Below are 24,122 nucleotides of genomic sequence, written 5' to 3'. Positions count from 1 at the left end.
CCCCAACCCCTCCCCAAAGGGAGGGGAGTATTGCACCTCATTCCTCGGGAGACGGAACCCCCGGCAGGCCCAGTTCGGCCTCGACCCGGCGGCGGTCATCCTCCGATAGCGGCGCATCATCGCCTTCGCGCGGGGCGAGGCCCTGCGCCACGCGTTCGGCATCGGAGCCTTCGGGCGGCGGCGGGATCGCTTCGACATCGACCATCAGCGCCGCATCCTTGGGGCACGGCCCGATGAAGCACAGCCCGCTGATCGTCGGCGGCCCGCGAAAGATGCCCGCCCCCGCGACATCGGGCGGCGGAATGGTGTTCGCACCCTGCGTGCGCCGGGCATAGTCCTTGAGCCACGCCTCGCGGCTGCCGCTGTAAAGCTGGCTGGTGTCGATCTCCAGCGCCCGGCACACCACGATCTCGCCCGCGACCACGCCCGCTTCGCGCTGGTCTTCGCATTCCTTGACGACCGCCGCATTGGCGGTCTCTGTGGAAGGTGGCGGGGCGAGGATGTCGATCTGTTCGGGCGGGCCGCTTTCCGGGGCGTCGGGGCCAAGGTCGATGGGAATGCGCGGGGGCGGCGTCTCGGCTGCGCCGGCCGCGGGGCGCGGCGGCAGGCGCGTGGCCGGGGGTGCGGGCGGGGCGCCGGCTGCCAGCAAGGCCAAGGCTGCGAGCAGGTGGGCGAACACGGGCGTCCGCTCCTAATCGCCCTTCCTCTTTGCGCGCGGGGGCACGGTGGTCTTGATCCCCGCCGCCTCGCGCCGCGCCTTTTCCTCTTCCTCGGTCAGCTCGCGGCCTTCATCCAGCGGCGGCAATCCGCGCGCGATCCGGTCGGCATCCGAACCGGCTGGCGCCTTGGGCAGGGCCTCGACATCGATCATCAGGGCTGGCGGCGGCACACCGCCAAAGCCGATGCCCTTACCGTTATCGGGAATGCCGAACATGTCCGGCGCGCGCGGCGTGCCCTTGAAGGCGGTTTCCTGCGCATAGCGTTTCTGCGTCTCGGCGCGATTGCCGGTGAGGCCGGTGCCATCGCTGCCGACCTCGCGGCACACCACGATCTCGCCGCTGATGGTGCCGGCATCGGCGCGGTCGACACATTCCTTGGCCTGGGCCTGATTGACCTCGCCGCGGGGCACGGTGACCATCAGGTTGATGCGCGGCTGCGGGGGCGCAGCAGGCTCTGCGGCGGCAGGCGGTGTCGCCGCCGTGTCATCCTGCGCGAGCACAGGGGGGGCGGCCAGCAATGCCAGAATCCCGGCAGCAGCGGGCATAACCTTACGGAAAGCGATCCTGGCGGGTGCAGCTTTGCTCGACAAACCCGTCTCCATCCGTTTAAGCGCCGGGGTGAAATGTGGTCTGGTCGTGACCAGAGCGAAGAAGGGCTGAATTGCGCATGAACTCCTCCACCGATACCGACCTCGCCGCTGACGGGCAAGCCACCAGCGACAACGCCATCCAGCGCGTGCTGGTGCTGGAAATGGTGCGCGTGACCGAAGCGGCAGCGATTGCCGCGGCGCAACTGATCGGGCGCGGGGACGAAAAGGCGGCCGATGCCGCCGCAGTGGAAGCCATGCGCAAGGCGTTCGACAATCTCTATATCGACGGCACCGTGGTGATCGGCGAAGGCGAGCGTGACGAGGCGCCGATGCTCTATATCGGCGAGAAGGTCGGCATGGGCAAAGGCCCGCAGATCGACATCGCGCTCGATCCGCTGGAAGGCACCACCATCACCGCCAAGGCCGGGCCGAATGCGCTCGCTGTGCTGGCAGCGGCGGAAAAGGGCTGCCTGCTGAACGCGCCCGACACCTATATGGACAAGATCGCCGTCGGCCCCGGCTATCCCGAAGGCATCATCGATCTCGCCAAATCGCCGACCGAAAACGTCAAGGCGGTGGCAGCGGCCAAAGGTGTCGATCCTTCGCAGATCAATGTCTGCGTGCTCGATCGCCCGCGCCATGCCGAACTGATCGCCGAGCTGCGCGCGCTGGGCTGCGGGGTGGTGCTGATCGGCGATGGCGACGTGGCCGGCGTGATCGCGGTGACCGACGAGGAAACCACCATCGATCTCTACATGGGTCAGGGCGGCGCGCCCGAGGGCGTGCTGGCAGCGGCGGCGTTGCGCTGTGTCGGCGGGCAGTTCAACGGGCGGCTGGTGTTCCGCAACGAGGATGAAAAGGCCCGCGCGCGCAAGTGGGGGATCGAAGACCTCAATCGGATCTACAAGCTGGAAGACCTCGCCAGGGGCGATTGCATTTTCGCGGCAACCGGTGTGACCAGCGGCTCGCTGCTCGACGGGGTGAAGCGCCGCCGCAAGCCGACCGGCGAGACGATCCTCACCACTGAAAGCGTGGTGATGCGCGCGTCATCGGGTACTGTCAGGTGGATCAGGGGCGAACACCGGATCGCGTGAGCGGCCCTTGCAGACCCTCGCGCTGCTGATCCTGATTGCGGCGGGCGGCTGGCTGGTTGCTGTCGGCGCGCTGATGGCGCTGCGGCCCCGGCGGGCGCTGGATATCCTCAGCCTCACCGCCACCTCGCACCGCGTGAATCTCGCCGAACAGGTGCCGCGCTGTCTTGCCGGAGCCGCCATGCTGGTGCGCGCCGATGTGGCAAAGCTGCCCGCGCTGTTCGAGCTTGCCGGATGGTTCATCGCCGGCTCGTCGCTGCTGCTGATGGTGGTGCCGCTGGCATGGCACAATGGCTATGCGGTGTTCTGGGCCAGGCGCATTCCGCCCCGGCTGGTGCGGATGATCGCGCCCTTTTCCATCGCGGGCGGCGCGGGGCTGATCTGGGCGGCGTGGTGATGCGCAGATGACGACAAGGACTGCCTGCCACGTTGCATTTCCATGACGCCGCGCTAGGCGGGGCGAACCATCCGCGCTCGGGGATTCGCACACCATGAAAATCATGTCCGGCAATTCGAACCTGCCGCTCGCCCGGGCCATTGCGGCCTATCTCGAAATCCCGCTGACCGACGCCAGCGTGCGGCGGTTTTCGGACGAGGAAGTCTTCGTCGAAATCCACGAAAACGTGCGCGGGGAGGATGTGTTCGTCGTCCAGCCGACCAATTTCCCGGCGAACGACAACCTGATGGAACTGCTGATCTGCATTGATGCGCTGCGCCGCGCCTCGGCCAAGCGGATCACCGCGGTGGTGCCCTATTTCGGTTATGCCCGGCAGGACCGCAAGCCAGGCCCGCGCACGCCGATTTCGGCCAAGCTGGTCGCGAACCTGATCACCGAAGCCGGCGCTGACCGCATGCTGGCGGTGGACCTGCACGCGGGGCAGATCCAGGGCTTCTTCGATATCCCGACCGACAACCTCTATGCCGCTCCCGTGATGGCCGCCGATATCCAGGCGCGCTACGGCGATCAGGCGCTGATGGTGGTCAGCCCCGACGTGGGCGGCGTGGTGCGCGCGCGGGCGCTGGCCAAGCGGCTCGACAACGCCCCGCTGGCGATCGTCGACAAGCGCCGTGACCGTCCGGGCGAGAGCGAGGTGATGAACATCATCGGCGACGTTTCGGGCCGCCACTGCATCCTGATCGACGACATCGTCGATTCGGGCGGCACCCTGTGCAACGCCGCCGAAGCGCTGCTCGAAGGCGGCGCGGCGAGCGTGGCTGCCTATATCACCCACGGCGTGCTGTCGGGCGGCGCGGTGGCGCGGATCAACGGATCGAGCCTCAAGGAACTGGTGATCACCGATTCGATCCGCCCGACCGAAGCCGCCGAAGCATCCGACCGCATCCGCATCCTGCCCATCGCCCCGCTGGTGGGCGAAGCCATCCGCCGGATTGCGGATGAAAGCTCGGTGTCGAGCCTGTTCGATTGAGGTGCGGGCAATGGCGGGCGCGGATGACCGTAACCGGCAGACGCGCAGCCTCCATCTTGCAAGCGGGGCGCTGATCGGCGTTTTCCTGCTGCTGCATCTCGGCAATCACGTGGCCATGTTCGCAGGCCAAAGCGCGCATATCGCAGTGATGGAGGCGCTGCGGCCGATCTATCGCAATCTCCTCGCCGAGACCCTGCTTATGCTTGCTCTTGCGTTTCAGATCGGTTCGGGTCTGACGATGATCTGGCGGACCCGCACAGAGCGGAGCGGGTGGCTGGCATGGATGCAGGCGGGTTCGGGTTTGGTGCTGGTGCTGTTCATCCTCAACCACGTGGCGGCGGTATTGGCCGGGCGTGTGGTGATGGGGCTGGACACCAATTATCACTTCGCCGCCGCCGGTTTTCATGCAGGGCTCGCAGGGTTTTTTGCCCCGTACTACTTCATGGGCGTGGCGGCGCTGTTCGTTCACGGCGGGTGCGCTTTGGCATGGCGGTTCCGCAGCGCTACGGTGCCACTGATCGTCATGGCGCTGGGTGTCGTTCTTGCCGCAGGGTTTGTTTTCGTAATGGCTGCCGATCCGGCGATACCGCGCACTTATCTGGAAACCTATGCATGACCGATAAAGACCTCGCCCTTGCTTTGGCGCTGGCCGATGCCGCCGGTGCCGCGATCCGTCCGCTGTTTCGCGGGCAATGGGATCACGAGCGCAAGGCCGACCGCTCCTTCGTTACCGAGGCCGACCGCGCTGCCGAGGCCGCGATGCGCAAACTGATCGAGGACACCTTCCCCGCCGACGGCATTATCGGCGAGGAATATGGCACCCGCAACGAAGGCGCCGGGCGGCAATGGGTGCTCGATCCGATCGACGGCACCACCAGCTTCATCGCCGGACGCCCGATCTTCGGCACGCTGATCGCGCTGTTGCAGGATGGCTGGCCGGTGCTCGGCATCATCGACCAGCCGGTGGCGGGCGAACGCTGGGTCGGGCGCATCGGCCAGCCGACGCTGTTCAACGGCAAGCCCGCCGCCGCACGCCCGCTCAAGGAGCTTGCCGACGCGGTGCTCGCCACCACCAGCCCGCATCTGTTCACCAATGAAGAAGCCGACGCCTTCATGTCGGTCGCCAAGCAGGTGGCCGAAAAGAAGATCGTGTTCGGCGGAGACTGCTACAATTACGGCCTTGTCGCCAGCGGGCACATCGATGTCGTGATCGAGGCGGGGCTGAAGCTCTATGATTATGCCGCGCTGGTGCCGGTGGTCGAGGGTGCGGGCGGGATGATGGCCGACTGGCAGGGCAACCCGCTCGACGCCGGGTCCGACGGCACGGTCATCGCGCTCGGCGATCCGGCGCGGCTGGAAGATGTGCTGGAGGCGATGGGTTAAAGCCCGCGCCAGATTTTCGCCGCCGCGCTGTCCTTCGCGCCAAACCGCGATGCGCTGCAACGGGTCGGGCGGAAGGTCTTGGCGTAGCACAGGCGCACTTCCTCCAGCCAGCCACGGCTGTTGAGCTTCACCCCGATCGCGCTTGCGGGAATGCCGGGATTGGCATCGGCAAAGGCGGCGCGGATGCGGCCTGCGGTCAGGCCTTCTTCGCGGCTGATGCGGTCGTAATCGGGGATGCGATAGGAATCCCACAGGATGCGCGTCACCTTGAGATAGGCGTCGGGCCGCCGCACCATGCAGCTGCCGTGCTTGGCCCATTGGCGGGCGATCAGGCGTTCGGACGGCATCATGCACATATTGGCGCGGATGGTCGCGGGGGTCAGCGCCGCGCCCTCGCCGCACCATTGCGGCCAGCTGGCACCGCTTTCGGGCCACAGCCCGTGGACGACAAGGCCGAAGCTGCCGTTCTTGCCCGAACATTGCGCCGCATGGCTGCGCTGGTCGGCGCGCGGCTTGCAGAACTCCGGCGACCAGCTGAGCGCCATGGTATAGCCCGTCACCGGCAGGCTGCGGCGCGGGCCATCGGGGGTAATCGCGGGGACGCTGCTCACCTGCGGCGCGCGGCACTGGTAGGCCTGCGCGCTCGCCGTTGTCGGGGCGGCGGCGGGCAGCACCAGCGACAGGGCGACGAGAGCCTTATTCGAACACCGCAACATCTTCCCCTCCCCCGTGTGCGAACCAGCGGTTGCTGGCGGGCGTGAACAGCAGCGCCGCCGCCGGCACGCCCAGCGCGAGCGAGGCGACCCACAGCGGTTGCATCCGCAGCAGCATCGGCAAGCCCGGCAGCATCAGCAGGAAGCCCGCCAGCTTGAACAGCGTAACGCCTGCCACCAGCCAGCGGGCGAAGCGCACTGCCGAAAGCCATACCATCGCAACCGGAATCACCGCGATCGACAGCCATGCACTGTGCCACACGATCAGAAAATCGCGGGTCAGCCAGGCAAAGGTGTTCTGCGATTTCAGCGCCACCGGGATCCGCACCAGCCCGTCGATGCAGGAACACACGGCCGCGGCAAGGAACAGCACCGCGAAGATCGTGATACTCGCCGGACGCCGCCGTGACAGCGCGATCATGCCGGCGTGAAATCCAGCCCGATGTCGGCGGCAGGCGCGCTCTGGGTCAGTCTTCCGACCGAGATGTAATCGACGCCGCTCGCAGCCTTGGCGGCGATGGTATCAAGGTTCACGCCCCCGCTCGCCTCGGTCGGCACGCGGCCTGCGACCATGTCCACCGCCTGCGCCAGCGTGGCCGGATCCATATTGTCGAGCAGCAGGTGGCTGGCCCCGGCTTCAAGCGCGGGCTCGATCTGGTCGAGGCTGTCGACCTCGCAGATAATCTTTGCGACCCCTGCCTCGCGCGCGCGGCGCACCGCCTCGCCGACACTGCCCGCGACCGCCACGTGGTTATCCTTGATCATCGCCGCATCCCACAGCCCCATGCGGTGGTTCTGCGCGCCGCCCTGTCGGGTGGCGTATTTTTCGAGGAACCTGAGCCCAGGAATGGTCTTGCGGGTATCGAGCAGCGTGCAGGCCGGATTGCCGCCATCCCCGCGCATCGCGGTGACATAGGCATGGGTCAGCGTGGCGATGCCCGAAAGGTGCTGCACGATATTGAGCGCAGAGCGTTCCGCCGTCAGCAACGCCCGCGCCTTGCCTGCGATGCGCATCAGATCGGTGCCCGCGGGCACCTTGTCGCCATCATGGACGAGGGTTTCGATGGTGCATTCGGGATCGAGGTGGCGGAAGAAGGCCTCGGCCAGCGGGAGGCCCGCCACCACGATGGCATCGCGGCTGTCCATCACCCCGGTGAACCGCGCCTCGGCGGGGATCACGCTCTCCGACGTCACATCCCGCCCGCCGCCGGGGAGCCCTTCGCCCAAGTCTTCGGCAAGGGTTTCGCGGATGAATTTGGCAAGGTCGAAGCCGGGGAGGGTGAAGGTGGTCATGCCCTTACCCTAGCCTTTCGCCTCGAGCGAAGTCGAGAGGCTGCGCAAAGGTGTCTCGACTTCGCTCGACACGAACGGGGACGGGGTACCGGAGCCGCAGGCTCCGCAAGGGCGACCGCCCGCCCGCAGCGGGCGCAGCTTGCTGCGCGACTAGCGAGGACGAAGGCGCGGAGGCGCCTTCGCCAACAAGAATATCAATGCACGAAGCGCGCCACCACATCCCGGTAGCTGCGGCTCACCTTCACTTCCGAACCGCTCTCCAGCACCAGAAAGCATTCGCCATTGGTGTGGGGCTTTACCTGCCGCACCAGATCGAGGTTGACGATGGTGGAGCGGTGCACGCGCTGGAACTTGCGCGGGTCGAGGCGGCGTTCGAGATCCTTCATCGTCTCGCGCAGCACCAGCGAATTGTCGCCGGTGGAGATGATCATGTAATCGCCCGCGGCCTCGATATGCTCGATCGTATCGACCTCGACGCGGAAGATCTGGCCGCGGTCCTTGACGTTGATCAGCTTTTCGAAGCGGTCGGCGCTTTCGGTGGCGGCTGCTGTGGTGGTCTCGACGAAATCGGCGGCGCGTTCGGGCGCGACTTCGGCGAGCACATCGAGCAACTGCCCGGCATCCTCGGCCGATTTCTTCTCGGCAAGGCGCTGGCGCACGCGCTCGATGGTGTCGGCGAGCTTCTGTTCGTCGACCGGTTTCATCAGGTAGTTGACGGCATTGGCCTCGAAGGCGCGGATCGCGTGTTCCTCGTAAGCCGTGACGAACACGAACAGTGGGGGTTCGATATCCATTACCCCCTTGACCACGGAAAAGCCGTCAAAGCCGGGCATCTGGATGTCGAGGAACACCAGATCGGGCTTTTCGGTCTTGATCTTGCGGATCGCCTCGCGCCCGTTGGCGCAGGTGTCGATGATCTCGACGTCCTCGAACGGGGCAAGCCGCAGTTGCAGGCCCTGAATGGCGAGCTTCTCGTCGTCGACAAGGATGGTTCTGATGGTCATGCAGGGGTTCCGATTGTGGTTTGCGGGGCAGGAAGCGGGACGGCAGCGCCACCCTTGCCAGCGACCGCGGGGAGCAATGCTGGGGCAGGTTCGGCAATGTCGGCCCGGGTGAACGGGATCTCGATCAGCACCGTAAAGCCGCCCCCGGCTTCCGATCGGGTTTCGAACAGATGGTTGTCGCCATAGGCTTGCGCAAGGCGGTTGCGGATATTGGCAAGGCCGACGCCGGTCGAAACCGGCCGGCCGGGCACCGGCGGCTTGCGCAATTCGGCCGGATCGCGCTGCTCCAGCCGCAGCGGTTCATCGACCCCCGGCCCGGTATCCTCGACCGTCAGCCGCAGCCGCCCGCCGATCACCCGCGCCGTAAGCGAGATGCGCGCCCCTTCCTCCTGCGGGCTGACCGCATACTTGATCGCGTTTTCGACCAGGGGTTGCAGCAGCATCGCAGGCAATTGCGCCTGAAGCGCGGCGTCCTCGATCTCGAAATGGGTGCGCAGGCGTTCCTCGAAGCGCATGCGTTCGATGTCGAGATAGAGTTGCAGCGTCTCGATCTCCTGCGCCAGCGTGACCTGGCTGCCCGGCTCGGCAATCAGCGTGTGGCGCAGGAACCCCGACAGGCGCGTGAGCATCGCATTGGCCGGCTCGGTCTGCTTGAGCAGCACCAGCGTGCTGATCGAATTCAGGGTGTTGAACAGGAAATGCGGGTTGAGCTGATAACGCAGCATGGCGAGCTGCGCGGCGGTGGCCTGTGCCTCCAGCCGCTCCAGCCGGTCAGCCTGCTGTTCCACCGTCAGGAAGAAATTGATCGCGTAATAGAGCGCGCTCCACCCGCCGAGCAGGGTGAGCGGCAGATAGAGCAGGCCGATCACGCGCTGGGCGAAGGTCGTGTCGCGGCTGGCAGCGTAATAGACGCCCTGCACCCAGGCATCGATCGAGGCGTGCAGCACCACCGCCACGAACAGCACCAGCGCTGTCACCCCCCATGTCACCAGCGGTTGCTGGCGGATCAGCTGGCGGTAGATCACCGACAGGATCAGGCTGATCGAAAAGCCGGTGATCGTCGTCACCAGAATCAGCGCCAGCAGATCGAGCGGCTGCTTGTTCGCCAGCGAGGATACCGCGCGCAACAGGAAAGCCGCGCCCCAGCCCGCCAGCTGGAGGTTCCAGAACGCCCGGTTCTTGCTCGCGAAGAACGGCGCTGCCTGGATCTGGAGCACTGCCATAGATTGGCCCGTCTAACGCATTTCGTCGCAAACCGCACCGCAAATTGCGGTGTCGGGCGCTGGCACGGAACGGATCACCGCTTGCGTGCCGTTGCCAGCCCGCCCGCCGGATCGATCTCGCGGCGGAAATGCACCGCCCAGTCAGCGCGGCCCTCGCGCGCCATCAGGCTGGCGATCAACGGCAGTTCGGCGGCGATGAATTCGGCCCGTTCGTCCCAGCCGTCATGCTTGCGCACCATCAGCAGCCCGGCATCGTGCTTCGATCCCCACTGCGTCATGAAGGTTCGGGCCGCTGCGGGATCATAACCCGCATTGGCGAGCAACCAGGGCATCAGCCGGTCAGCCTCGCGCTCGGTGCGGCGCACATGCTTGCGGCTGCGCCCGTTGGCATCGAGCCATGCATCGTGCCCCAGCACGTTGTGCGCCAGCTCGTGCGCGACCACGCCTGCGAACACCGGCTCGTCATAGGCGAAGGCGGGAAATTCGATCCCGATCACCACGCGGTTGCCATCGGCCACCGCCTTGTCGCCCGCCCCCATCAGTTCGAACCGCGTGGCGCAGACCTCCACCGGTTGCAGCCGCGCCGCGCTGCCATCGGCAAAGCCCACGGTGATGCCGCCATGTTCGGCCAGCATCGCATCGATGTGATCATGCGCGGTGACCAGCCGCTGCCAGTCCATCGCCTTGCCCGCAGGCCAGAGATTGGGGTCGAAGCGTTCGAGCGCGGTGATCTCGCGGTTGCGGGTGAAAGCGCCCGACAGCGCCGCGGGCGATCCGCGGGCGGCGGTCTGCACCGCGAAATCGCCGGTCAGCCCCAGCGCCCGCCGCGCAATCGCGGGGACGCCATAACTCGCCATGTCCTGCAATTGCAGCCCGACCGAAGGCACGGTGCGCGGGCAAATCCCGGCATTGCCGCGGGCCAGCTGCCAGCCCACATCCTGCAAGCGCTGGTCGGCATCCTGAAACCGGCCGATCGCGGCGCGTTCGGCGGCGTAGTCGATAGGTGCAGGTTCGCTCTGGGCCAGCAGCGGCACAGCGCACAGCAGCGCGCCAAGCATCCTTGCCAGCGGGTGCATCACCCGTCGTTGCCTCCCGCCAGCGCTTCCTTCAGCCGGTCATAGCCCACCGCCCCGCCAATCGGCTTGCGCCCGGCGATCCATGCCGGCGTGCCGGTAAAGCCCAGCGAACGCGCCAGTTCGAGATTGCGGGCGATTTCCTGCGAGACCGCATCGGATGCCGCGTCGGTTTCGGCCCGCGCCATGTCGAGCCCGGCCGCTTTCGCCGCCGCCGCGACATCGCCGGTGGCGAACATCGCATCGTGGAAAGCGCGATACTTGCCCTGCAATCCGGCGGCCAGCGCCATGCGGGCGGCAGAATCGCTGCCTTCGAAGATCGGCCATTCGCGGATCACGACCTTCAGATCGGGGTCTTCGGCCACCAGCCGGTTCACATCCTTGAGGCTCGCCTCGCAATAGGGGCAATTGTAATCGGTGAATTCGACCAGCACCTTGCTGCCCGCCGGATTGCCGATCACCGCGCCGGGAAAGGGCGTGAAGACATCGTCCCCCAGCGCCGCCAGCCGCTTTTCGGCCTCCTGCATCTCGTATGCCTCGACCATCTGCGGCAGCATGTCGGGGTTGGAAAGCAGGAAGGTGCGGGTGCGGTTGTCCGCCAGCCCCGAATAGGACCACGTCGCCGCGCCGAGAAAGCCGAACACCAGCGCCAGCAGCGCGGTCAGCAGAGTGTGGCGCAGGGTCGAAGGCGCTTCGACAGGAGGCGGTGTGGAGGACATGGGTTTTCCGTCAACAATGGGTGTTCGCCTGCAACCCTAGCGCCGGTTGCGCACCCGTTCCAGTTCGGCGCGGGCTTCCAGCGCAACATCCTGTGCGCGGATCCAGTCGGGCGAACCATAGGGCAGGCTGGCCTCGGCCGCCTGCGCATTGGCCAGCGCCTGCGGATAGAGCCGGTTCATCACCTGCTGTTCGGCGCTCGCCAGCCGGGCGCGGGGAATATCGCCGCGCGCGGCATAGACCACGCCGAGCTGATACCACGCGAAGGGATTGTAGCGGTCGCGCTGCACCGCGGCGCGCAGCACGGTTTCGGCCTCGGCAAAATTGCGGTCATCCTCGGTCGCGATCAGCGCGTGGCCGAGCATTCCGGCGATCAGCGGATGCGAGCGGGTCAGTTCGGTCGCCCGCCGCAGCGGCTCCAGCGCCTCCTTCGGGCGGCCGGATTCGAGCAGCACCTGCCCCTTGAGTTCGAGGAAATAGGGGTTTTCAGGCTCCGCCGCGAGCAGCGCGTCAGCCTCGGCCAGCGCCATGTCGACCCGCGCTTCCTTGTGATAGGCATAGGCGCGGGCGTAACGCGCGGGGATGCTGGTGTCGCTCACCGGGAAATAGGCAAAGGTGCGGCGCGGTTCGGCGAGATAGCCGTAAAGCTTGGCCCGCGCCCGCACGAAGCGTTCCTGCAAGGCCGGATCGGGCGGCGCGTCCCACGCCGGGTCCTGTTCCAGCAGGCCGCGCAGGGTCTGGATGCGGTCACCCGAAAGCGGGTGGGTGCGGCCATAGGCGGCATCATCGGCCTGGCTGTAACCGCGCCGGATCTCGAAATTGCGCAGGCGCTCGAAGAATTTGAGCATTCCCTTGCCGGTGATCCCCGCGCCGGACAGGTAACGCGCGCCGGCCAGATCGGTGGCGGCCTCCTGATCGCGGTTATAGGACAGGAAGCTGCCGAGCGCGGCCTGCTGGCCGGCCATGATCGCGCCCATCGCGGCATCGCCCGCGCCCGCCAGCGCCGCACCCACGCCCAGCAGCAGCGACAGGATGGTGATGCCGTTGGCCGCCTTGGTGCGTTCGTTGAAGCGGATCACGTGCCCGGCGGTGATGTGGCCCAGCTCGTGCGCGAGCACGCCCTGCACCTCGTTGGCGGTTTCCGCCTCGTTGATCAGCCCGGTGTGGACATAGACCGCCTGCCCGCCCGCGACGAAGGCGTTGATCGATCCGTCATTGATCAGCACCAGCTCGACATTGCCGGGCTCCAGCTCGCTCGCCTCGATCAGCGGGGCGGCCATATCGAGCAGCAATTGCTCGGTTTCGGCATCGCGCAGGATCGATTGCGCGGCCAACGGCTGCGCCACGAAAGCGGCGGTCGCCAGCAGCGCCAGCAGATTGGCAAGGAAAGGGAAGCGGCCACGCATCGCCGCAACCCTACCGGACTGGCGGCTGAACGCAAACTGAAGCAGGTGCGGGCGGTCAGCCGAACAGGCGTTTCGCCGCCCGTTCGATCAGAGCGACATCCTCGGGCACTTCGGCGAGGATTTCCGCACAGCCGATCTCGTCACGGCGGATCAGCACCAGCGCGAATTCCGCATCGCCGCCGTCGAGTTCCTCCAGCATGATCGCATCCAGCGCACGCAGCTGCTGCGCCAGCGCCTCGCGCACGGCGGCGGGATCTTCAACCGGCTTGCCCTGTTCCTCGCGGCGCAGACGGCGCTCGGCCTTGACCACCGCCTTCACCCCGCCTTCGTATGCGGCGAGGAACCCGGCAAGGCTCCCGCGCTCCAGCCGCAGCCGGTGGGCGTGGGTCAGCACGGCGGCATATTCGGTGAGCCGCGTCTTGTCGTAATCATGCCCGAACACCAGCTTGACCACAGGGGTCATCGGCGCGCGTTCCTGCACCGTCAGCCCGCTTTCGGCGATCAGTTCGGCATAATCGTCGGGCGCGGCCTGCGCGGCGAGGCTGAAATCATAGGCGCGGCTGACCGCGGCATAAAGCGCGTTGCGGCTGCGGTCCTCGGTGCTGTCGGCGTTGCGCGCCAGTTCGCGGGCCGAGGCGAGGCAATCATAAAGGCCGGCATCCTCGGGCAGATCGTCGAACGCCCCGTCTTCGCTGGCATAATCTTCGCCGGCGTAATTGTCCTCGGCGTAATTGTCGTCAGCGAAGTCCGCCGCAACCGGCACCGCGACCGGAGCATAATCCTGCGCCACGTCGGGTTCGTCACCGAAACCGGCTTCAAAGCCTGCATCGGTTTCGGCGTAGGGGCTTTCGGGGAAGGCGCTTTCGGGCAGCGGCACATAGTCCGACAGGTCGATCGCCTTCTTCACCGGCGCTTCGATGTAATCGGCGAGCGAGGCAAAGCTGTAGCCGGGGCTGTCGCCCTCGCCTTCGTCCTCGTCATATTCCTCGTCATCATCGTCGAGCGCATACTGGCCGAAATCGGGCAGCGGCAGATCGTCGTAAGAATCGGCTTCGTCCGGCCCGCCATCGAACGGGGCGACATTGGCGAAGGCATCCTCGACCGGATCAACGACCGGCGCGAGCGGGGTATCACCGGCCTCGTGCGCGGGAGAATCGGCCCAGTCGGTCACCGGATCGGCGGCGCGGCGCCGGGGTTCGTCCTCGATTTCGCTGTCTGCGCCCAGCTCCAGCGCCTGATCGATTTCGAGCAGCAGCTCGTCGGCGGTGATCTGGTCGGCCATTTCCTTCCAGTTGATCACGCCATAGATGAAGTCGATCGTCTCGTCGTCGCTCGAATAGGGCAGCAGGATCCCGCGATAGAGGATCGCCTGGCCGCGGTGATTGACGAATTCGGCCTCGAACCCGATCGGCGCCTGGTTGGCGAGGATCTGCATGTAATGATCGGTGATGCGGCTCAGCAGCGAACGCGGCGGCACATCGGAAAGGCGGGTAATCGGGCCGGTATCGCTGCATTCGTCCGCGAGCTTCTCGCCGAGGAAGCGCACCACCGGATCCTCGATCCCGTAGGAGAAATCGAGCAGCACCGAATTGGGCCCGAAATCATGCAGCTGGCCGGGTTCGAGATCCTCGATATTGGGGAACATCCGCTCGCCCAGCAGGCTCGCCCAGTGGTTGTAGGCGCGCACCTGCATCCGGCGCTCGTCCTGCCCGATCGCTTCGGGCGGGAGATCGCGGCGGGTTGCCGGCTCGGCAATGTCCTCGTCGGATGCGTCCCAGCCCCGATCCGCCGTATCATCCGGATCGAAGGTGCCGCGCAGAGTGTCCATGGCTGTCGTCCGCCCCTTTGTGAACATTTACGCAGCCGTTGTGGCGCGGCGTGGTAAACATCACGTTAAAGGAGCGATGGAATTGCCAGGGGCGCGCAAAGCGTCCCGGTTACAGGAAATACCGCATCTTGATGGTAACGCGCGTGGTGCCCTCGCCCAGCTTCATCACCGCATCGCCAAACTTGGGCGGGGCCATCTTCACCGGCGCATCGCGGGAAAATCCGTAGCCTTCCTTGGGCATCATCCCCATCGCCCGATCGGCCTTGCCGTTGTCGTTCTCGTCATGCAGCAGCGCGATGGCATAATCGCCCGGCTTCACGCCGGTGAAGCGGATTTCGACCTTGCCCGACGCCGGCACGACCGTGCGGTGCGCGCCGGTATCCTTGATGCATTTGGGAAAGATATCCGAACGCGTGGTCATGCAGGCGCGCACCACGCCCTTGCTGTTCCTGAGATCGGTCACGGTGATCACCACATCGCCCGCCATTGCAGGGGCGGCTACGGCAAACCCGCCCGCACCGGCCAGAGCCAGCGCCGCCAGCCTCACGAAGCGGCCGCCTCTGCCGCGTGCCCGGCCTCGGCCACGATCCGGCGCGACAGGCCCTTGTCGGTCCCGCACAGCCTGTCCCACACGCGGAAATAGAGCCCGAAATTGCATTGGTATTCCTCGTGGTGCCGTTCGTGATGGCTGGCTGTTATCAGCCAGTTGCCCAACGCCGAGTGAACAAGCCAGCGCGGAAACATCTCCCAGCCCATGTGATTGGTGACCCCCATCACCGTGGCGATGGTCAGCACCAGCCCCAGCATCGCCAGATGGATCGGCACGAAAAACACCAGAACCGGGATCACGATCGCACCGGTCACCGCCTCGACGGGGTGAAAGCTCATCGCGGTCCACGCGGTCGGCGGACGGCTGGCATGGTGCACCGCATGGGCGATCCGGAACCATTTCGGCCGGTGCATCCAGCGGTGGCTCCAGTAAAAACAGGTGTCCTGCACGAACAGGTAGATCAGCAACGACAGCGGATGATACCACAGCGGCAGCGCGGCCCAGTCGGCCGTGATCAGCGTCCAACCGTGATGCCGCCAGCCCCACAGCACGATCCCGGCGGGCGCGCCGTAGATTGCCGCCGACAGCAGCGACCAGCGCACCTCGCGCCCGATCTGCGCGCCCCGCCCCTCATAAAGTCCGGGCCGCATCCGCGCCGTGACCAGCGCGAACAGCCCGCTGGTCAGCAGATAGCGCAAGGCGACGATCAGCGTGACAGCCAGGCTGACGATCAGCAGCGCAAGCGGAACGGGGGTATCGGCGGGGAGCATGGCCGCAGGATATGCCGCAAATCCCGGTCCTGCGACAGGGCAAACTCAGCCCTGCATATCCAGCGCCGCGCACAGCGGATCGATCAGCGCGGTGTGCCGCCGCATCGCGATCCGCGCCAGCCGCTCGACCTCCACCTTGCGCCGCGCCGCCGCCAGCGGTTCGAGCGCGGCGGGGCGCAGGATTTCGGCATCATAGCCATCCGCGACAATCACCCCGCAGGTTTCGGGACGGAACGCCGCACTCTCCAGCGGCGCACGGTCCAGCCCCGGCGGCAGGCCCCAGTAGAACCGGTCGCAGAAATCGAGGTAATCGGGCCACTTGGCATCGCCCAGCAGATCGCCGCGGGCGACCTTGATCTCGACAATCACCACCAGCCCCTTGGCATCGATCCCCATCAGATCGGCGCGCCGGCCATTGCGGATTGGCACTTCGGGCAGGCACCAGATGTCGTTGCGCGCAAACAGCCGCCCGATCCCGCGCGCGACATCGCCTGCGGCAAGGGCCGTGGGAGCAGGCGAATAAGAAAGGGCCGAATCAGACAGGGCCGAATCAAACGGGGGAAGTGCGCCGGTCATAGCGCATTATCTGGAACATAATGCGAACACGGTCAAGCCGTGGTGCCGGCTCCGGCCATCGCCAGCACCGCACTGCGGGCGGCATGGAATTCGCGCCACAGCGTCAGCGCCGGGGCGGCCGTGTCCTGCCCGCGGCGGGACAGGGTGGCAAGTGCCTCCAGCCCGCTTGCAAGCATCGCCGAGATATCTTCGACAGCCTGCAAGGCATGGGCATGACGGCGCGCATCGGCCCTCGCAAGCGCAGCCATCAACCCCTCGCCGGTAGCCTCGGGCTCGGGCGCAATCCGGGCGAGCAGCGCGAGCTGTGCCGCCTGTCCGTGGAGCGCATCCCAGGCAAGCGCCAGAGCATCATGCGACCGCCGCGGGCGCGCACCGGAGGGGCTCTCGGGCAGAATCATTTCGGGCGGAAGCGTGGCCATTGGCGAGAGCCTATGCGCGGCTCCTTGCCGATTGGTTAAGCCTGCCCCGGCCGGCAAGGTGAGGCCCGGCCCGGCGGAACAATTGTCTGGCGCCGCCACCAGACACTTGCTAAGCGCCCGCCGGAGCGCAATGATACTGCGCACCGCATGGCACCATGCACCCGTAGCTCAGCTGGATAGAGTGCTGCCCTCCGAAGGCAGAGGTCACAGGTTCGAATCCTGTCGGGTGCGCCATTTCCCCTCGTGCTGCCGCCGCCATCACCATCCAGGGCGTTCGTCGCCTGCTGACAGGGCTTCGTCGCATCGGGTCTTGTCGTGACGGCAGGGGTGCCGATGTGCAGGGTCCGGAAATATGACTTTTCCGCGTAAAGATGACGGTAGAAAGTTAATCCCCCCGCCCGTATAGGACGATTATGGCAACGCCGATCTACGAATTCGCGCAGATTCCGCGGGTCGACCCTGCGTCGAAGCCGCGCGCAGGATCGCGCCGCGTGCGCGATGCCGGTCAGGCGCCAACCGTCGGCGTGATCTACAATCCGCGCAGCCACCGCAATCTCGGGGCCGACTTCGACTGCGGGCTGTGTCCGCATGTCCACATCGCCCAGCCCCGCGCCCGCGCCCAGCTGCCCGAGGCGCTCGCGGATTTCGCGGCCAAGGGCATCGATCTGCTGGTGATCAACGGCGGCGATGGCACTGTGCGCGATGTGCTGACCTGCGGACAGGCGATCTTCGGGGACGAATGGCCCGCAATCGCCGTGCTCCCCAAGGGCAAGACCAACGCTCTGACCTTCGATCTCGGCATTCCCGATGACTGGACCCTGCAGGACGCGATCGATGCGCTCGACCATGGCGGGCGCACCTGGCGCCGCCCGATGGTGGTGTCGTCAAACGACAGTGCCGCCCAGAACCGGGGCGTCTCGCAGGTGGCCGGCTTTATCCTCGGCGCGGGGGCATTCACCAAGGCGACGCAGGCCGGGCAGAGCGCGCACAAGCTTGGCGCATTCGACAGCATGGTGGTGGCGGTAACCGCGGCATGGGCGCTGCTCCAGTCGCTGTTCGCCAGCCGCGCCAATCCCTGGCGCAAAGGCGCACGCATGCAGATCGGGCTGGGCACGGCGGATGCGCCGATGGCGCACAGCGGACATGGCGATCCGGCGATGCGGCAGCTGCTGTTCGCGTCCACGCTGGAACGTCTGCCCGCGGGAATAAATCCCTTCGGCGCCCTGCGGCACGGCCTGAAACTCGTCGCGCTCGACCAGATTTCGCGCCGCACCACAGCGCTGATCCCCGCAATCCTGCTCGGCAAACTGCGCAACGGCCTGCGCGAACGCGGGATCCATCAGCTGACCGCGAGCCAGTTCAGCCTGTCGATCGACGACCAGTTCATCCTTGATGGCGAGGCCTTCCCGCCGGGCGATTACCGGATCGAGCAGGGGCCGGAGCTCGCATTCGTCACGCCATGACCGCGCACACCGGTGCGCTGGCAGAGCGGATCGGCACGCGCCTTTCCGTCCCCGCCCAACCTGCCGTGGCCGAATTTGCCAAGGCGCTGGCCGATGCGGCAGGTGCGCGCGCGGTGCTGTTCTACGGATCGAACCTGCGCACCGGATCATTGGACGGGGTGCTCGATTTCTACATCCTGCTGCCCGGCACCGGGGAAGCCGCGATCTGGCCGACGGTGAGCTATCACGAACGCGGGCATGATGGCCTGACCCTGCGCGCCAAGGTCGCGACGATGCGGCTGGCGACCTTCGCCCGCGCGGCCAGCGGCGAGACCACCGACACCACCATCTGGGCGCGCTTCGTGCAGCCGAGCGCGCTGATCTGGGCTGCGGATGATGCCGCAAGGACCGAGGTGATCGCCGCCATTGCCGCTGCTGCCACCACCGCGGCCCGCCTCGCTGCGGCACTGGGCCCTGCCAGCGGCACGGCAGAAGAATACTGGCGCGCCCTGTTTCAGGCCACCTACAGGGCCGAATTCCGGGTCGAGAAAAGCGGGCGCGAGAACGACATTCTGGCCGTCAACGCCGATCATTTCGCCGGCCTGCTGCCGCTGGCGTGGGAAGCGGGCGGCATCCCGGTCAGCGTGGAGGGTGACAGGCTGACCCCCGACCTGCCTCACTGGCAGCGCGGCGTCATCCTCGGATGGTGGAAACGCCGCGCCCGGCTGGGCAAGCCGCTCAACCTGCTGCGGCTGGTCAAGGCGAGCACCACCTTCGAAGGCGCGGCGCGCTATGCCGCATGGAAGATCGAGCGGCACACGGGGATGCCGGTGAAACTCACGCCCTTCCGCGAACGGTTCCCGCTGCTGGCTGCGCCGCAGGTGCTCTGGGATCTCTACCGCCACCGCCGCGCACAGGGCGGCGGTGCCTGACGCTTCACATATACTGGATAGAAATCGACATCCGCGTCACACCGCTGTCCGCACTGAAACGCACCTTGTCGACCGAAGGCGGCCGCGGCACGAGGCCGAGGACCTTCTTGATCCCGGGATTGTTCGACATCCCCGCCCCGTCCGAAAGATCGGACTTGCGGTTGCCATTCACGTCGTGATGCACCGCGATCGCATAATCGCCGGTCGCAGGAAGCGGGACGCACACCGCAACATTACCGGGCTGCGGGGTGGCATCCACCCGCATCACGTAACGCTTCGATTTCAGCCAGTCGCTGCTGTTGGCAGGATAGGCGCGCACGAACAGATTGCCGCTCGACGACTTGATGCCGCTGACCGCAACCCGCACAGCCGGGCCCTTGCCCGGGGCGCACAGGCTCATGTCGTTGGGGCCGGAACGGGCATAGGTATAGTTCTGCGCGGCGAGCGCTGTGCCCGCGAGCGAACCGCCAAAGGCAAGTCCGGCGGCTGCCACAACCAGCATGGCCTTGCCGGCAGTGCGCCGCCAGTCAGGCGGGGGAAAGGGAGCGGGAAAGCAGGTCATGGGCGTCTCGTGGAATGGAGGGGAGAGGGCGTCGCGTCGCAATTGGCGTTGCGTCGGGCCGGTCGGTTCGATGCTGCTTATCGCAAAGCCCGCCTGAATTGCGGCTTAATTGCCGCCCGCTTCGTCGCAAGCCTGCGAATCGCCGCCGTGGAAAAGGCGCGATTGGCGCTTGTCCCCCGATTCGCAGCTCCCGTATGGCTGGGCGAGCGTCAGAAAGGGCCTGCGCCGCGCCATGCCTGCACCTTTGATTTCCCCCTCGATCCTCTCTGCCGACTTCGCCCGGCTGGGCGAGGAAGTGCGCGCCGTCGATGCGGCGGGTGCGGACTGGATCCATATCGATGTGATGGACGGGCATTTCGTGCCCAACATCACCATCGGCCCCGATGTGGTCAAGGCGCTGCGTCCGCACACAACCAAGCCGTTTGACGTGCACCTGATGATTGCGCCGGTCGATCCCTATCTGCAAGCCTTTGCCGAGGCCGGGGCCGACATCATCACTGTCCACCCCGAAGCCGGCCCGCACATCCACCGCACGCTTCAGGCGATCAAGGCGCTGGGCAAGAAAGCCGGCGTGGTGATCAATCCCGGCACGCCGGTCGAGGTGCTCGACAACCTCATGGACATGGCCGATCTCATTCTGGTGATGAGTGTGAACCCCGGTTTTGGCGGGCAGAGCTTCATCCCTTCGCAGCTGGAAAAGGTCGCCCGCATCCGCTCGATGATCACCCGTTCGGGCCGGGCGATCCATCTTGAGGTGGATGGCGGGGTCAATCCCGAAACCGCACGGATGTGCGTGGAGGCGGGGGCCGATGTGCTGGTCGCAGGATCGGCGACGTTCAAGGGCGGGGCCGATTGCTACGCCGCCAATATCGCCGCGCTGAAGGGGGCTGGCTGATGGCAACGCTGCTGCGCACCCCTGCCGCCGCCCGCGCCGAAGCGCTGGTGGAGCGGGTCGCGGGCAGCCCGGCACTGGCGCTCGCCGCGGAGGCGGATGCGGGTGTCCTGTCAGCGCCCGAACCTGCCGCTGAACCGGCTGCCGAAGAACCCTCGCGCGCGCTGGCGCTGAGCGATGCCATCACCATGCGCAGCGGCCCGGGCGAGGCGCTGATCCGGCTCGCCTACCGTCTCGGCGTGCCGGGCAACGCACTGGCGACCCCGTTCCGACGCCCGCCGCCCTTGCGGGTGCTCGCGACGGTCGAGAGCCCCAATCGCGGCGACCGGGCTGCAGGCACGGCCTTGCGAGCGGGGCATTTTCTGATCCACGGCGCCCGCCTGCCGATCGCCGGGATCGACTTCGCCCCTGCCGCCCATCATGCGCCCGGGGTCGAACGGGTGTTGCATTCCTTCGGCTGGCTGGGCGATCTCGCCGCCAGCGCGCCGCGCGCCGATGGCTCTGCCGTCGCGGAGCGGATCACCGCACAATGGCTCCACGCCAATCGCGAACCCGGCAAGGGTGCGGCATGGGATGTCGAGCTGACCGGCCTGCGACTGGTCGCATGGCTGGTGCACGCGCCGCTGGTGCTGGCCGGCCATGACAAGAGCCTCAAGGCGCGGGTGCTTGCCGCCATCGGGGACACCGCCGCATGGCTCGACAAGAAGGCGCCGCGTGAAGGGGCCGGGTTTGCCGGGGTCGCCGGATGGGCGGGGATCGTTGCGGCAGGGCTGCTGCTGCCCAATGGCAAGCCGCGGCGGCTGTATGGCGAGGCCGGTCTGGTCAAGGCGCTGGGCGACATGGTGGGCGAGGATGGCGGCGTGTTGTCGCGCTGCCCGGCCGCGCAGCTTGATGCGATCCGGCTGCTGACCGATGTGCTGGCCTGCTACCAGGCGGTCGAGATCGCGCCGCCGCCTGCGCTTGCGGTGATGCGCGAACTGCTGGTGCCGCCGCTGCTGGCGCTGCGCCACGGCGATGGCGCGCTGGGCAACTGGCAGGGGCAGGGCGCGATCCTTGCCGACCGCGTCAATGCCGTGATCGAAGCCTCCGGCGTGCGCACCCGCCCGCTGGTGACGACCGGAAGCTGGGGTTACAGCCGCGTCAAGGCGGGCGAGACGCTGCTGCAATTCGACACCGCCCCGCCGCCGCGGGCGCGCCACGCACGGGTCGGCTGCGCATCGACGCTGGCATTCGAACTGTCCGACGGGCCGCAACGGGTGATCGTCAATTGCGGCGGATCGGCGCTCGCCGGCGGACAGGTTCCGGCGCGGATCGGACAGGGGCTGCGGGCCACGGCGGCTTTCTCGACACTGGTGCTCGACAATGCCAATTCCACCGCGGTGCTGCTCCACGGCAAGCTCGGCAAAGGGGTGGAGACCGTCGCGGTCGAACGCCGCATGGTGGCCGGAAGGGGGCGTGAAGCCACCCGGATCGAGGCCGCGCATGATGGTTATGCCAGCCGTTTCGGCCTGACCCATCAGCGCATCCTCACCCTGGCGGGCGACGGCACCGAACTGGCGGGCGAGGACATCCTGATCCCCACCTCCAGCAAGGGCAAGCGCGGCAAGATCGCCTTCGCCATCCGCTTCCACCTCGGACGCGGGGTCGAGGTGCAGCTTTCGGGCGACAGGCGCGGGGCAAGCCTGCTGCTGCCCGACGGTCGGCTCTGGCAATTCCGCCTGCGCGGCGATAGGGCGGGCGCCGACGCAATCACCCTGTCTGCCGAGGATAGCCTGTGGGTCGACGGCGATGGCCGCCCGCACGCCACCGAACAGCTGGTGATCGAGGGACTGGCATTGCGCAGCGGGGGGCAATTCTCCTGGCTGCTGAGGAAAACAGGGTAGGTTTCAGCCATGAACGACAAGGTGATCAAGCGGGCGCTGCTGTCAGTGTCCGACAAGAGCGGTTTGGCTGATCTGGGCCGCGAACTGGCCGCACGCGGCGTCGAGCTGGTCAGCACCGGCGGCACCGCCAAGGCCCTGCGCGATGCAGGCCTTGCCGTGAAGGATGTCTCCGACCTCACCGGCTTTCCCGAGATGATGGACGGGCGGGTGAAAACCCTGCACCCGACAGTCCACGGCGGGCTGCTCGCGCTGCGCGACAATCCCGAACATGTCGCTGCGATGGAGGCCCACGGGATCGGCGCGATCGATCTGGTGGTGGTCAACCTCTACCCCTTCGAAGCGACCGTGGCCAAGGGCGCGAGCCGCGAGGATGTGATCGAGAACATCGACATCGGCGGCCCTTCGATGGTGCGCTCGGCAGCCAAGAACCACGGCTTTGTCACCATACTCACCGATCCTGCCGATTATGCGACGCTGGTGGCGGAAATGGATGCCAATGGCGGCGCGACCACGCAGGCCTTCCGCACCCGCATGGCGGGCAAGGCCTATGCCCGCACCGCTGCCTATGATGCGGCGATTGCCAGCTGGTTCGCCTTCTCGCCCGCTGCTTCGGACGAACCGACGCTGTTCCCCGACACCCTGCCCCTCGCCTTCAAGCGCGCCGACACGCTGCGCTATGGCGAAAACCCGCACCAGTCGGCGGCGATCTATGTCCCGCAGGTGGCGGGCACGGCGGGCGTTCCGCAGGCCAGCCAGTTGCAGGGCAAGGAGCTGAGCTACAACAACCTCAACGATGCCGATGCCGCGCTCGAACTGGCGGCAGAATTTGCCGGGCAGGAGCCCGCGGTGGTGATCGTCAAGCACGCTAACCCCTGCGGCGTGGCGCAAGGACAATCGCTGCTCGACGCATGGGAAGCGGCGCTGGCCTGCGATTCTGTTTCGGCCTTCGGCGGGATCATCGCGGTCAACACCGAACTCGACGCCGCCACCGCCGAGGCGATTTCGGCGATCTTCACCGAAGTGGTGATCGCGCCCAGCGTTTCCGCCGAAGCGCGCGAGATTTTCGCGAAGAAGAAGAACCTGCGCCTGCTCGAATGCGGCGCACTGCCGAACCCGCGCCGGGGCGGCCTCGCGCTCAAGACCATCGCTGGCGGCGTCCTCATCCAGTCGCGCGACAATGGCGCGATTTCCGCCGGCGACCTCAAGGTGGTGACCAAGCGTGCGCCCACCGAGCAGGAACTCAAGGACTGCCTGTTCGCCTGGACGGTGGCCCGCCACGTCAAATCCAACGCCATCGTCTACGCCAAGGACGGCGCGACCGCCGGAATCGGTGCCGGTCAGATGAACCGCCGCGATTCGGCCCGCATCGCCGCGATCAAGGCCAGGGAAGCTGCCGAAACCTATGGCTGGGCCGCACCGCGCACGGCGGGCAGCGCGGTCGCCTCCGACGCGTTCTTCCCCTTTGCCGATGGTCTGCTGGCGGCTGCCGAAGCAGGCGCGACAGCGGTGATCCAGCCGGGCGGCTCGATCCGCGATGACGAGGTGATCGCGGCGGCTGATGAAGCGGGCCTCGCGATGGTGTTCACCGGCATGCGGCATTTCCGGCACTGATATGTTTTGCGAGGGCGC

Annotated in this window: 26 protein-coding genes and 1 tRNA gene; 11 read left to right on the top strand and 16 right to left on the bottom strand. The window is 66.9% G+C overall.

Annotated features, from left to right (window positions below; all coding sequences use genetic code 11):
- Positions 1 to 37 precede the first annotated feature (37 nt).
- Entirely contained in the window at positions 38 to 679 is a 642-nt protein-coding gene (locus ACU0AG_RS13660; protein ID WP_482782828.1) for a hypothetical protein, read from the bottom strand.
- Positions 680 to 691: 12 nt separating this feature from the next.
- Complete coding sequence (locus ACU0AG_RS13655) at positions 692 to 1,264, bottom strand: hypothetical protein (protein ID WP_482782827.1); 573 nt, start codon at positions 1,262 to 1,264, stop codon at positions 692 to 694.
- Between the two features lie 122 nt (positions 1,265 to 1,386).
- On the opposite strand from ACU0AG_RS13655, the gene glpX reads away from it, so the two are divergent.
- From glpX to hisN, 5 genes are all read left to right on the top strand, one after another.
- A complete protein-coding gene (gene glpX, locus ACU0AG_RS13650) occupies positions 1,387 to 2,403 on the top strand; it encodes a class II fructose-bisphosphatase (protein ID WP_482782826.1) in 1,017 nt (338 codons plus the stop codon).
- A 7-nt stretch (positions 2,404 to 2,410) separates the two neighbouring features.
- Positions 2,411 to 2,797 (top strand): hypothetical protein, encoded by a 387-nt coding sequence (locus ACU0AG_RS13645; RefSeq protein ID WP_482782825.1) that lies wholly within the window; start codon positions 2,411 to 2,413, stop codon positions 2,795 to 2,797.
- A gap of 94 nt (positions 2,798 to 2,891) precedes the next feature.
- The gene (locus tag ACU0AG_RS13640; protein WP_482782824.1) at positions 2,892 to 3,827 is read left to right on the top strand and encodes a ribose-phosphate pyrophosphokinase; all 936 of its coding nucleotides are present in this window, start codon (positions 2,892 to 2,894) and stop codon (positions 3,825 to 3,827) included.
- 10 nt (positions 3,828 to 3,837) lie between these two features.
- A complete protein-coding gene (locus ACU0AG_RS13635) occupies positions 3,838 to 4,443 on the top strand; it encodes a hypothetical protein (protein WP_482782823.1) in 606 nt (201 codons plus the stop codon).
- On the top strand, positions 4,440 to 5,210 hold the full coding sequence (hisN, locus tag ACU0AG_RS13630) for a histidinol-phosphatase (protein WP_482782822.1): 771 nt from the start codon (positions 4,440 to 4,442) through the stop codon (positions 5,208 to 5,210). Before ACU0AG_RS13635 ends, hisN begins: the two co-directional genes overlap by 4 nt.
- Here hisN and ACU0AG_RS13625 read toward each other — a convergent pair.
- The 13 genes from ACU0AG_RS13625 to ACU0AG_RS13565 all read right to left on the bottom strand — a co-directional run bounded on the left by ACU0AG_RS13625 (position 5,207) and on the right by ACU0AG_RS13565 (position 16,782).
- The gene (locus ACU0AG_RS13625; protein ID WP_482782821.1) at positions 5,207 to 5,926 is read right to left on the bottom strand and encodes a ribonuclease T2 family protein; all 720 of its coding nucleotides are present in this window, start codon (positions 5,924 to 5,926) and stop codon (positions 5,207 to 5,209) included. The genes hisN and ACU0AG_RS13625 overlap by 4 nt on opposite strands.
- A complete protein-coding gene (locus ACU0AG_RS13620) occupies positions 5,907 to 6,344 on the bottom strand; it encodes a hypothetical protein (RefSeq protein WP_482782820.1) in 438 nt (145 codons plus the stop codon). Before ACU0AG_RS13620 ends, ACU0AG_RS13625 begins: the two co-directional genes overlap by 20 nt.
- Positions 6,341 to 7,216 carry a carboxylating nicotinate-nucleotide diphosphorylase gene (gene nadC / locus ACU0AG_RS13615; RefSeq protein WP_482782819.1) on the bottom strand — a complete coding sequence of 292 codons (876 nt, stop codon included), beginning with the start codon at positions 7,214 to 7,216 and terminating at the stop codon, positions 6,341 to 6,343. Before nadC ends, ACU0AG_RS13620 begins: the two co-directional genes overlap by 4 nt.
- A 194-nt stretch (positions 7,217 to 7,410) precedes the next feature.
- Entirely contained in the window at positions 7,411 to 8,220 is an 810-nt protein-coding gene (locus tag ACU0AG_RS13610; RefSeq protein WP_482782818.1) for a LytR/AlgR family response regulator transcription factor, read from the bottom strand.
- Complete coding sequence (locus ACU0AG_RS13605; protein WP_482782817.1) at positions 8,217 to 9,443, bottom strand: sensor histidine kinase; 1,227 nt, start codon at positions 9,441 to 9,443, stop codon at positions 8,217 to 8,219. The genes ACU0AG_RS13610 and ACU0AG_RS13605 overlap by 4 nt, the downstream gene beginning before the upstream one ends.
- Positions 9,444 to 9,517: 74 nt before the next feature.
- Positions 9,518 to 10,519: a M48 family metalloprotease gene (locus ACU0AG_RS13600; RefSeq protein WP_482782843.1), complete on the bottom strand. Its 1,002-nt coding sequence runs from the start codon at positions 10,517 to 10,519 to the stop codon at positions 9,518 to 9,520.
- Positions 10,519 to 11,235 carry a DsbA family protein gene (locus ACU0AG_RS13595; protein WP_482782816.1) on the bottom strand — a complete coding sequence of 239 codons (717 nt, stop codon included), beginning with the start codon at positions 11,233 to 11,235 and terminating at the stop codon, positions 10,519 to 10,521. The genes ACU0AG_RS13600 and ACU0AG_RS13595 overlap by 1 nt, the downstream gene beginning before the upstream one ends.
- Before the next feature lie 36 nt (positions 11,236 to 11,271).
- Entirely contained in the window at positions 11,272 to 12,639 is a 1,368-nt protein-coding gene (locus ACU0AG_RS13590) for a M48 family metalloprotease (RefSeq protein WP_482782815.1), read from the bottom strand.
- A 55-nt stretch (positions 12,640 to 12,694) separates the two neighbouring features.
- Positions 12,695 to 14,467: a PAS domain-containing protein gene (locus ACU0AG_RS13585; RefSeq protein WP_482782814.1), complete on the bottom strand. Its 1,773-nt coding sequence runs from the start codon at positions 14,465 to 14,467 to the stop codon at positions 12,695 to 12,697.
- 109 nt (positions 14,468 to 14,576) lie between these two features.
- Positions 14,577 to 15,014: a DUF2141 domain-containing protein gene (locus tag ACU0AG_RS13580; RefSeq protein ID WP_482782813.1), complete on the bottom strand. Its 438-nt coding sequence runs from the start codon at positions 15,012 to 15,014 to the stop codon at positions 14,577 to 14,579.
- Positions 15,011 to 15,787 carry a sterol desaturase family protein gene (locus tag ACU0AG_RS13575; protein WP_482782812.1) on the bottom strand — a complete coding sequence of 259 codons (777 nt, stop codon included), beginning with the start codon at positions 15,785 to 15,787 and terminating at the stop codon, positions 15,011 to 15,013. Before ACU0AG_RS13575 ends, ACU0AG_RS13580 begins: the two co-directional genes overlap by 4 nt.
- Before the next feature lie 45 nt (positions 15,788 to 15,832).
- A complete protein-coding gene (locus ACU0AG_RS13570; RefSeq protein WP_482782811.1) occupies positions 15,833 to 16,363 on the bottom strand; it encodes an MmcB family DNA repair protein in 531 nt (176 codons plus the stop codon).
- A 32-nt stretch (positions 16,364 to 16,395) separates the two neighbouring features.
- A complete protein-coding gene (locus ACU0AG_RS13565; protein ID WP_482782810.1) occupies positions 16,396 to 16,782 on the bottom strand; it encodes a hypothetical protein in 387 nt (128 codons plus the stop codon).
- A 157-nt stretch (positions 16,783 to 16,939) separates the two neighbouring features.
- Here ACU0AG_RS13565 and ACU0AG_RS13560 point away from each other — a divergent pair.
- The 3 genes from ACU0AG_RS13560 to ACU0AG_RS13550 all read left to right on the top strand — a co-directional run bounded on the left by ACU0AG_RS13560 (position 16,940) and on the right by ACU0AG_RS13550 (position 19,156).
- A tRNA-Arg gene (locus tag ACU0AG_RS13560) sits at positions 16,940 to 17,016 on the top strand.
- Between the two features lie 179 nt (positions 17,017 to 17,195).
- The gene (locus tag ACU0AG_RS13555; protein WP_482782809.1) at positions 17,196 to 18,245 is read left to right on the top strand and encodes a diacylglycerol/lipid kinase family protein; all 1,050 of its coding nucleotides are present in this window, start codon (positions 17,196 to 17,198) and stop codon (positions 18,243 to 18,245) included.
- A complete protein-coding gene (locus ACU0AG_RS13550; protein ID WP_482782808.1) occupies positions 18,242 to 19,156 on the top strand; it encodes a hypothetical protein in 915 nt (304 codons plus the stop codon). The genes ACU0AG_RS13555 and ACU0AG_RS13550 overlap by 4 nt, the downstream gene beginning before the upstream one ends.
- A gap of 4 nt (positions 19,157 to 19,160) precedes the next feature.
- Here the strand turns inward: ACU0AG_RS13550 and ACU0AG_RS13545 are convergent, their stop codons facing one another.
- Positions 19,161 to 19,718 carry a DUF2141 domain-containing protein gene (locus tag ACU0AG_RS13545; RefSeq protein WP_482782807.1) on the bottom strand — a complete coding sequence of 186 codons (558 nt, stop codon included), beginning with the start codon at positions 19,716 to 19,718 and terminating at the stop codon, positions 19,161 to 19,163.
- A gap of 232 nt (positions 19,719 to 19,950) precedes the next feature.
- Between ACU0AG_RS13545 and rpe the strand changes: the two genes are divergently transcribed.
- From rpe to purH, 3 genes are read left to right on the top strand one after another with little or no spacing between them, the layout of a single operon-like run.
- A complete protein-coding gene (gene rpe, locus ACU0AG_RS13540; protein ID WP_482782806.1) occupies positions 19,951 to 20,613 on the top strand; it encodes a ribulose-phosphate 3-epimerase in 663 nt (220 codons plus the stop codon).
- The gene (locus ACU0AG_RS13535; RefSeq protein WP_482782805.1) at positions 20,613 to 22,493 is read left to right on the top strand and encodes a heparinase II/III family protein; all 1,881 of its coding nucleotides are present in this window, start codon (positions 20,613 to 20,615) and stop codon (positions 22,491 to 22,493) included. Before rpe ends, ACU0AG_RS13535 begins: the two co-directional genes overlap by 1 nt.
- 9 nt (positions 22,494 to 22,502) lie before the next feature.
- Complete coding sequence (gene purH, locus ACU0AG_RS13530) at positions 22,503 to 24,104, top strand: bifunctional phosphoribosylaminoimidazolecarboxamide formyltransferase/IMP cyclohydrolase (protein ID WP_482782804.1); 1,602 nt, start codon at positions 22,503 to 22,505, stop codon at positions 24,102 to 24,104.
- Positions 24,105 to 24,122 lie beyond the last annotated feature (18 nt).

The organism is Erythrobacter sp. RANMB8 (assembly GCF_056848235.1).
Note: the sequence above shows the minus strand (reverse complement) of the source record. Positions and strands in the feature narration are given on the sequence as shown.

Excerpts from the sequence above, each read along its gene's own strand:
- ACU0AG_RS13570 (WP_482782811.1), bottom strand. The coding sequence starts at position 16,363 with ATGACCGGCGCACTTCCCCCGTTTGATTCGGCCCTGTCTGATTCGGCC.
- ACU0AG_RS13605 (WP_482782817.1), bottom strand. The coding sequence starts at position 9,443 with ATGGCAGTGCTCCAGATCCAGGCAGCGCCGTTCTTCGCGAGCAAGAAC.
- ACU0AG_RS13565 (WP_482782810.1), bottom strand. The coding sequence starts at position 16,782 with ATGGCCACGCTTCCGCCCGAAATGATTCTGCCCGAGAGCCCCTCCGGT.
- glpX (WP_482782826.1), top strand. The coding sequence starts at position 1,387 with ATGAACTCCTCCACCGATACCGACCTCGCCGCTGACGGGCAAGCCACC.
- ACU0AG_RS13590 (WP_482782815.1), bottom strand. The coding sequence starts at position 12,639 with ATGCGTGGCCGCTTCCCTTTCCTTGCCAATCTGCTGGCGCTGCTGGCG.
- ACU0AG_RS13595 (WP_482782816.1), bottom strand. The coding sequence starts at position 11,235 with ATGTCCTCCACACCGCCTCCTGTCGAAGCGCCTTCGACCCTGCGCCAC.
- ACU0AG_RS13625 (WP_482782821.1), bottom strand. The coding sequence starts at position 5,926 with ATGTTGCGGTGTTCGAATAAGGCTCTCGTCGCCCTGTCGCTGGTGCTG.
- ACU0AG_RS13535 (WP_482782805.1), top strand. The coding sequence starts at position 20,613 with ATGGCAACGCTGCTGCGCACCCCTGCCGCCGCCCGCGCCGAAGCGCTG.
- ACU0AG_RS13655 (WP_482782827.1), bottom strand. The coding sequence starts at position 1,264 with ATGCCCGCTGCTGCCGGGATTCTGGCATTGCTGGCCGCCCCCCCTGTG.
- rpe (WP_482782806.1), top strand. The coding sequence starts at position 19,951 with ATGCCTGCACCTTTGATTTCCCCCTCGATCCTCTCTGCCGACTTCGCC.
- ACU0AG_RS13600 (WP_482782843.1), bottom strand. The coding sequence starts at position 10,519 with ATGCACCCGCTGGCAAGGATGCTTGGCGCGCTGCTGTGCGCTGTGCCG.
- purH (WP_482782804.1), top strand. The coding sequence starts at position 22,503 with ATGAACGACAAGGTGATCAAGCGGGCGCTGCTGTCAGTGTCCGACAAG.
- ACU0AG_RS13610 (WP_482782818.1), bottom strand. The coding sequence starts at position 8,220 with ATGACCATCAGAACCATCCTTGTCGACGACGAGAAGCTCGCCATTCAG.
- ACU0AG_RS13640 (WP_482782824.1), top strand. The coding sequence starts at position 2,892 with ATGAAAATCATGTCCGGCAATTCGAACCTGCCGCTCGCCCGGGCCATT.
- ACU0AG_RS13550 (WP_482782808.1), top strand. The coding sequence starts at position 18,242 with ATGACCGCGCACACCGGTGCGCTGGCAGAGCGGATCGGCACGCGCCTT.
- ACU0AG_RS13620 (WP_482782820.1), bottom strand. The coding sequence starts at position 6,344 with ATGATCGCGCTGTCACGGCGGCGTCCGGCGAGTATCACGATCTTCGCG.
- hisN (WP_482782822.1), top strand. The coding sequence starts at position 4,440 with ATGACCGATAAAGACCTCGCCCTTGCTTTGGCGCTGGCCGATGCCGCC.
- ACU0AG_RS13575 (WP_482782812.1), bottom strand. The coding sequence starts at position 15,787 with ATGCTCCCCGCCGATACCCCCGTTCCGCTTGCGCTGCTGATCGTCAGC.
- ACU0AG_RS13545 (WP_482782807.1), bottom strand. The coding sequence starts at position 19,718 with ATGACCTGCTTTCCCGCTCCCTTTCCCCCGCCTGACTGGCGGCGCACT.
- ACU0AG_RS13635 (WP_482782823.1), top strand. The coding sequence starts at position 3,838 with ATGGCGGGCGCGGATGACCGTAACCGGCAGACGCGCAGCCTCCATCTT.
- nadC (WP_482782819.1), bottom strand. The coding sequence starts at position 7,216 with ATGACCACCTTCACCCTCCCCGGCTTCGACCTTGCCAAATTCATCCGC.
- ACU0AG_RS13585 (WP_482782814.1), bottom strand. The coding sequence starts at position 14,467 with ATGGACACTCTGCGCGGCACCTTCGATCCGGATGATACGGCGGATCGG.
- ACU0AG_RS13555 (WP_482782809.1), top strand. The coding sequence starts at position 17,196 with ATGGCAACGCCGATCTACGAATTCGCGCAGATTCCGCGGGTCGACCCT.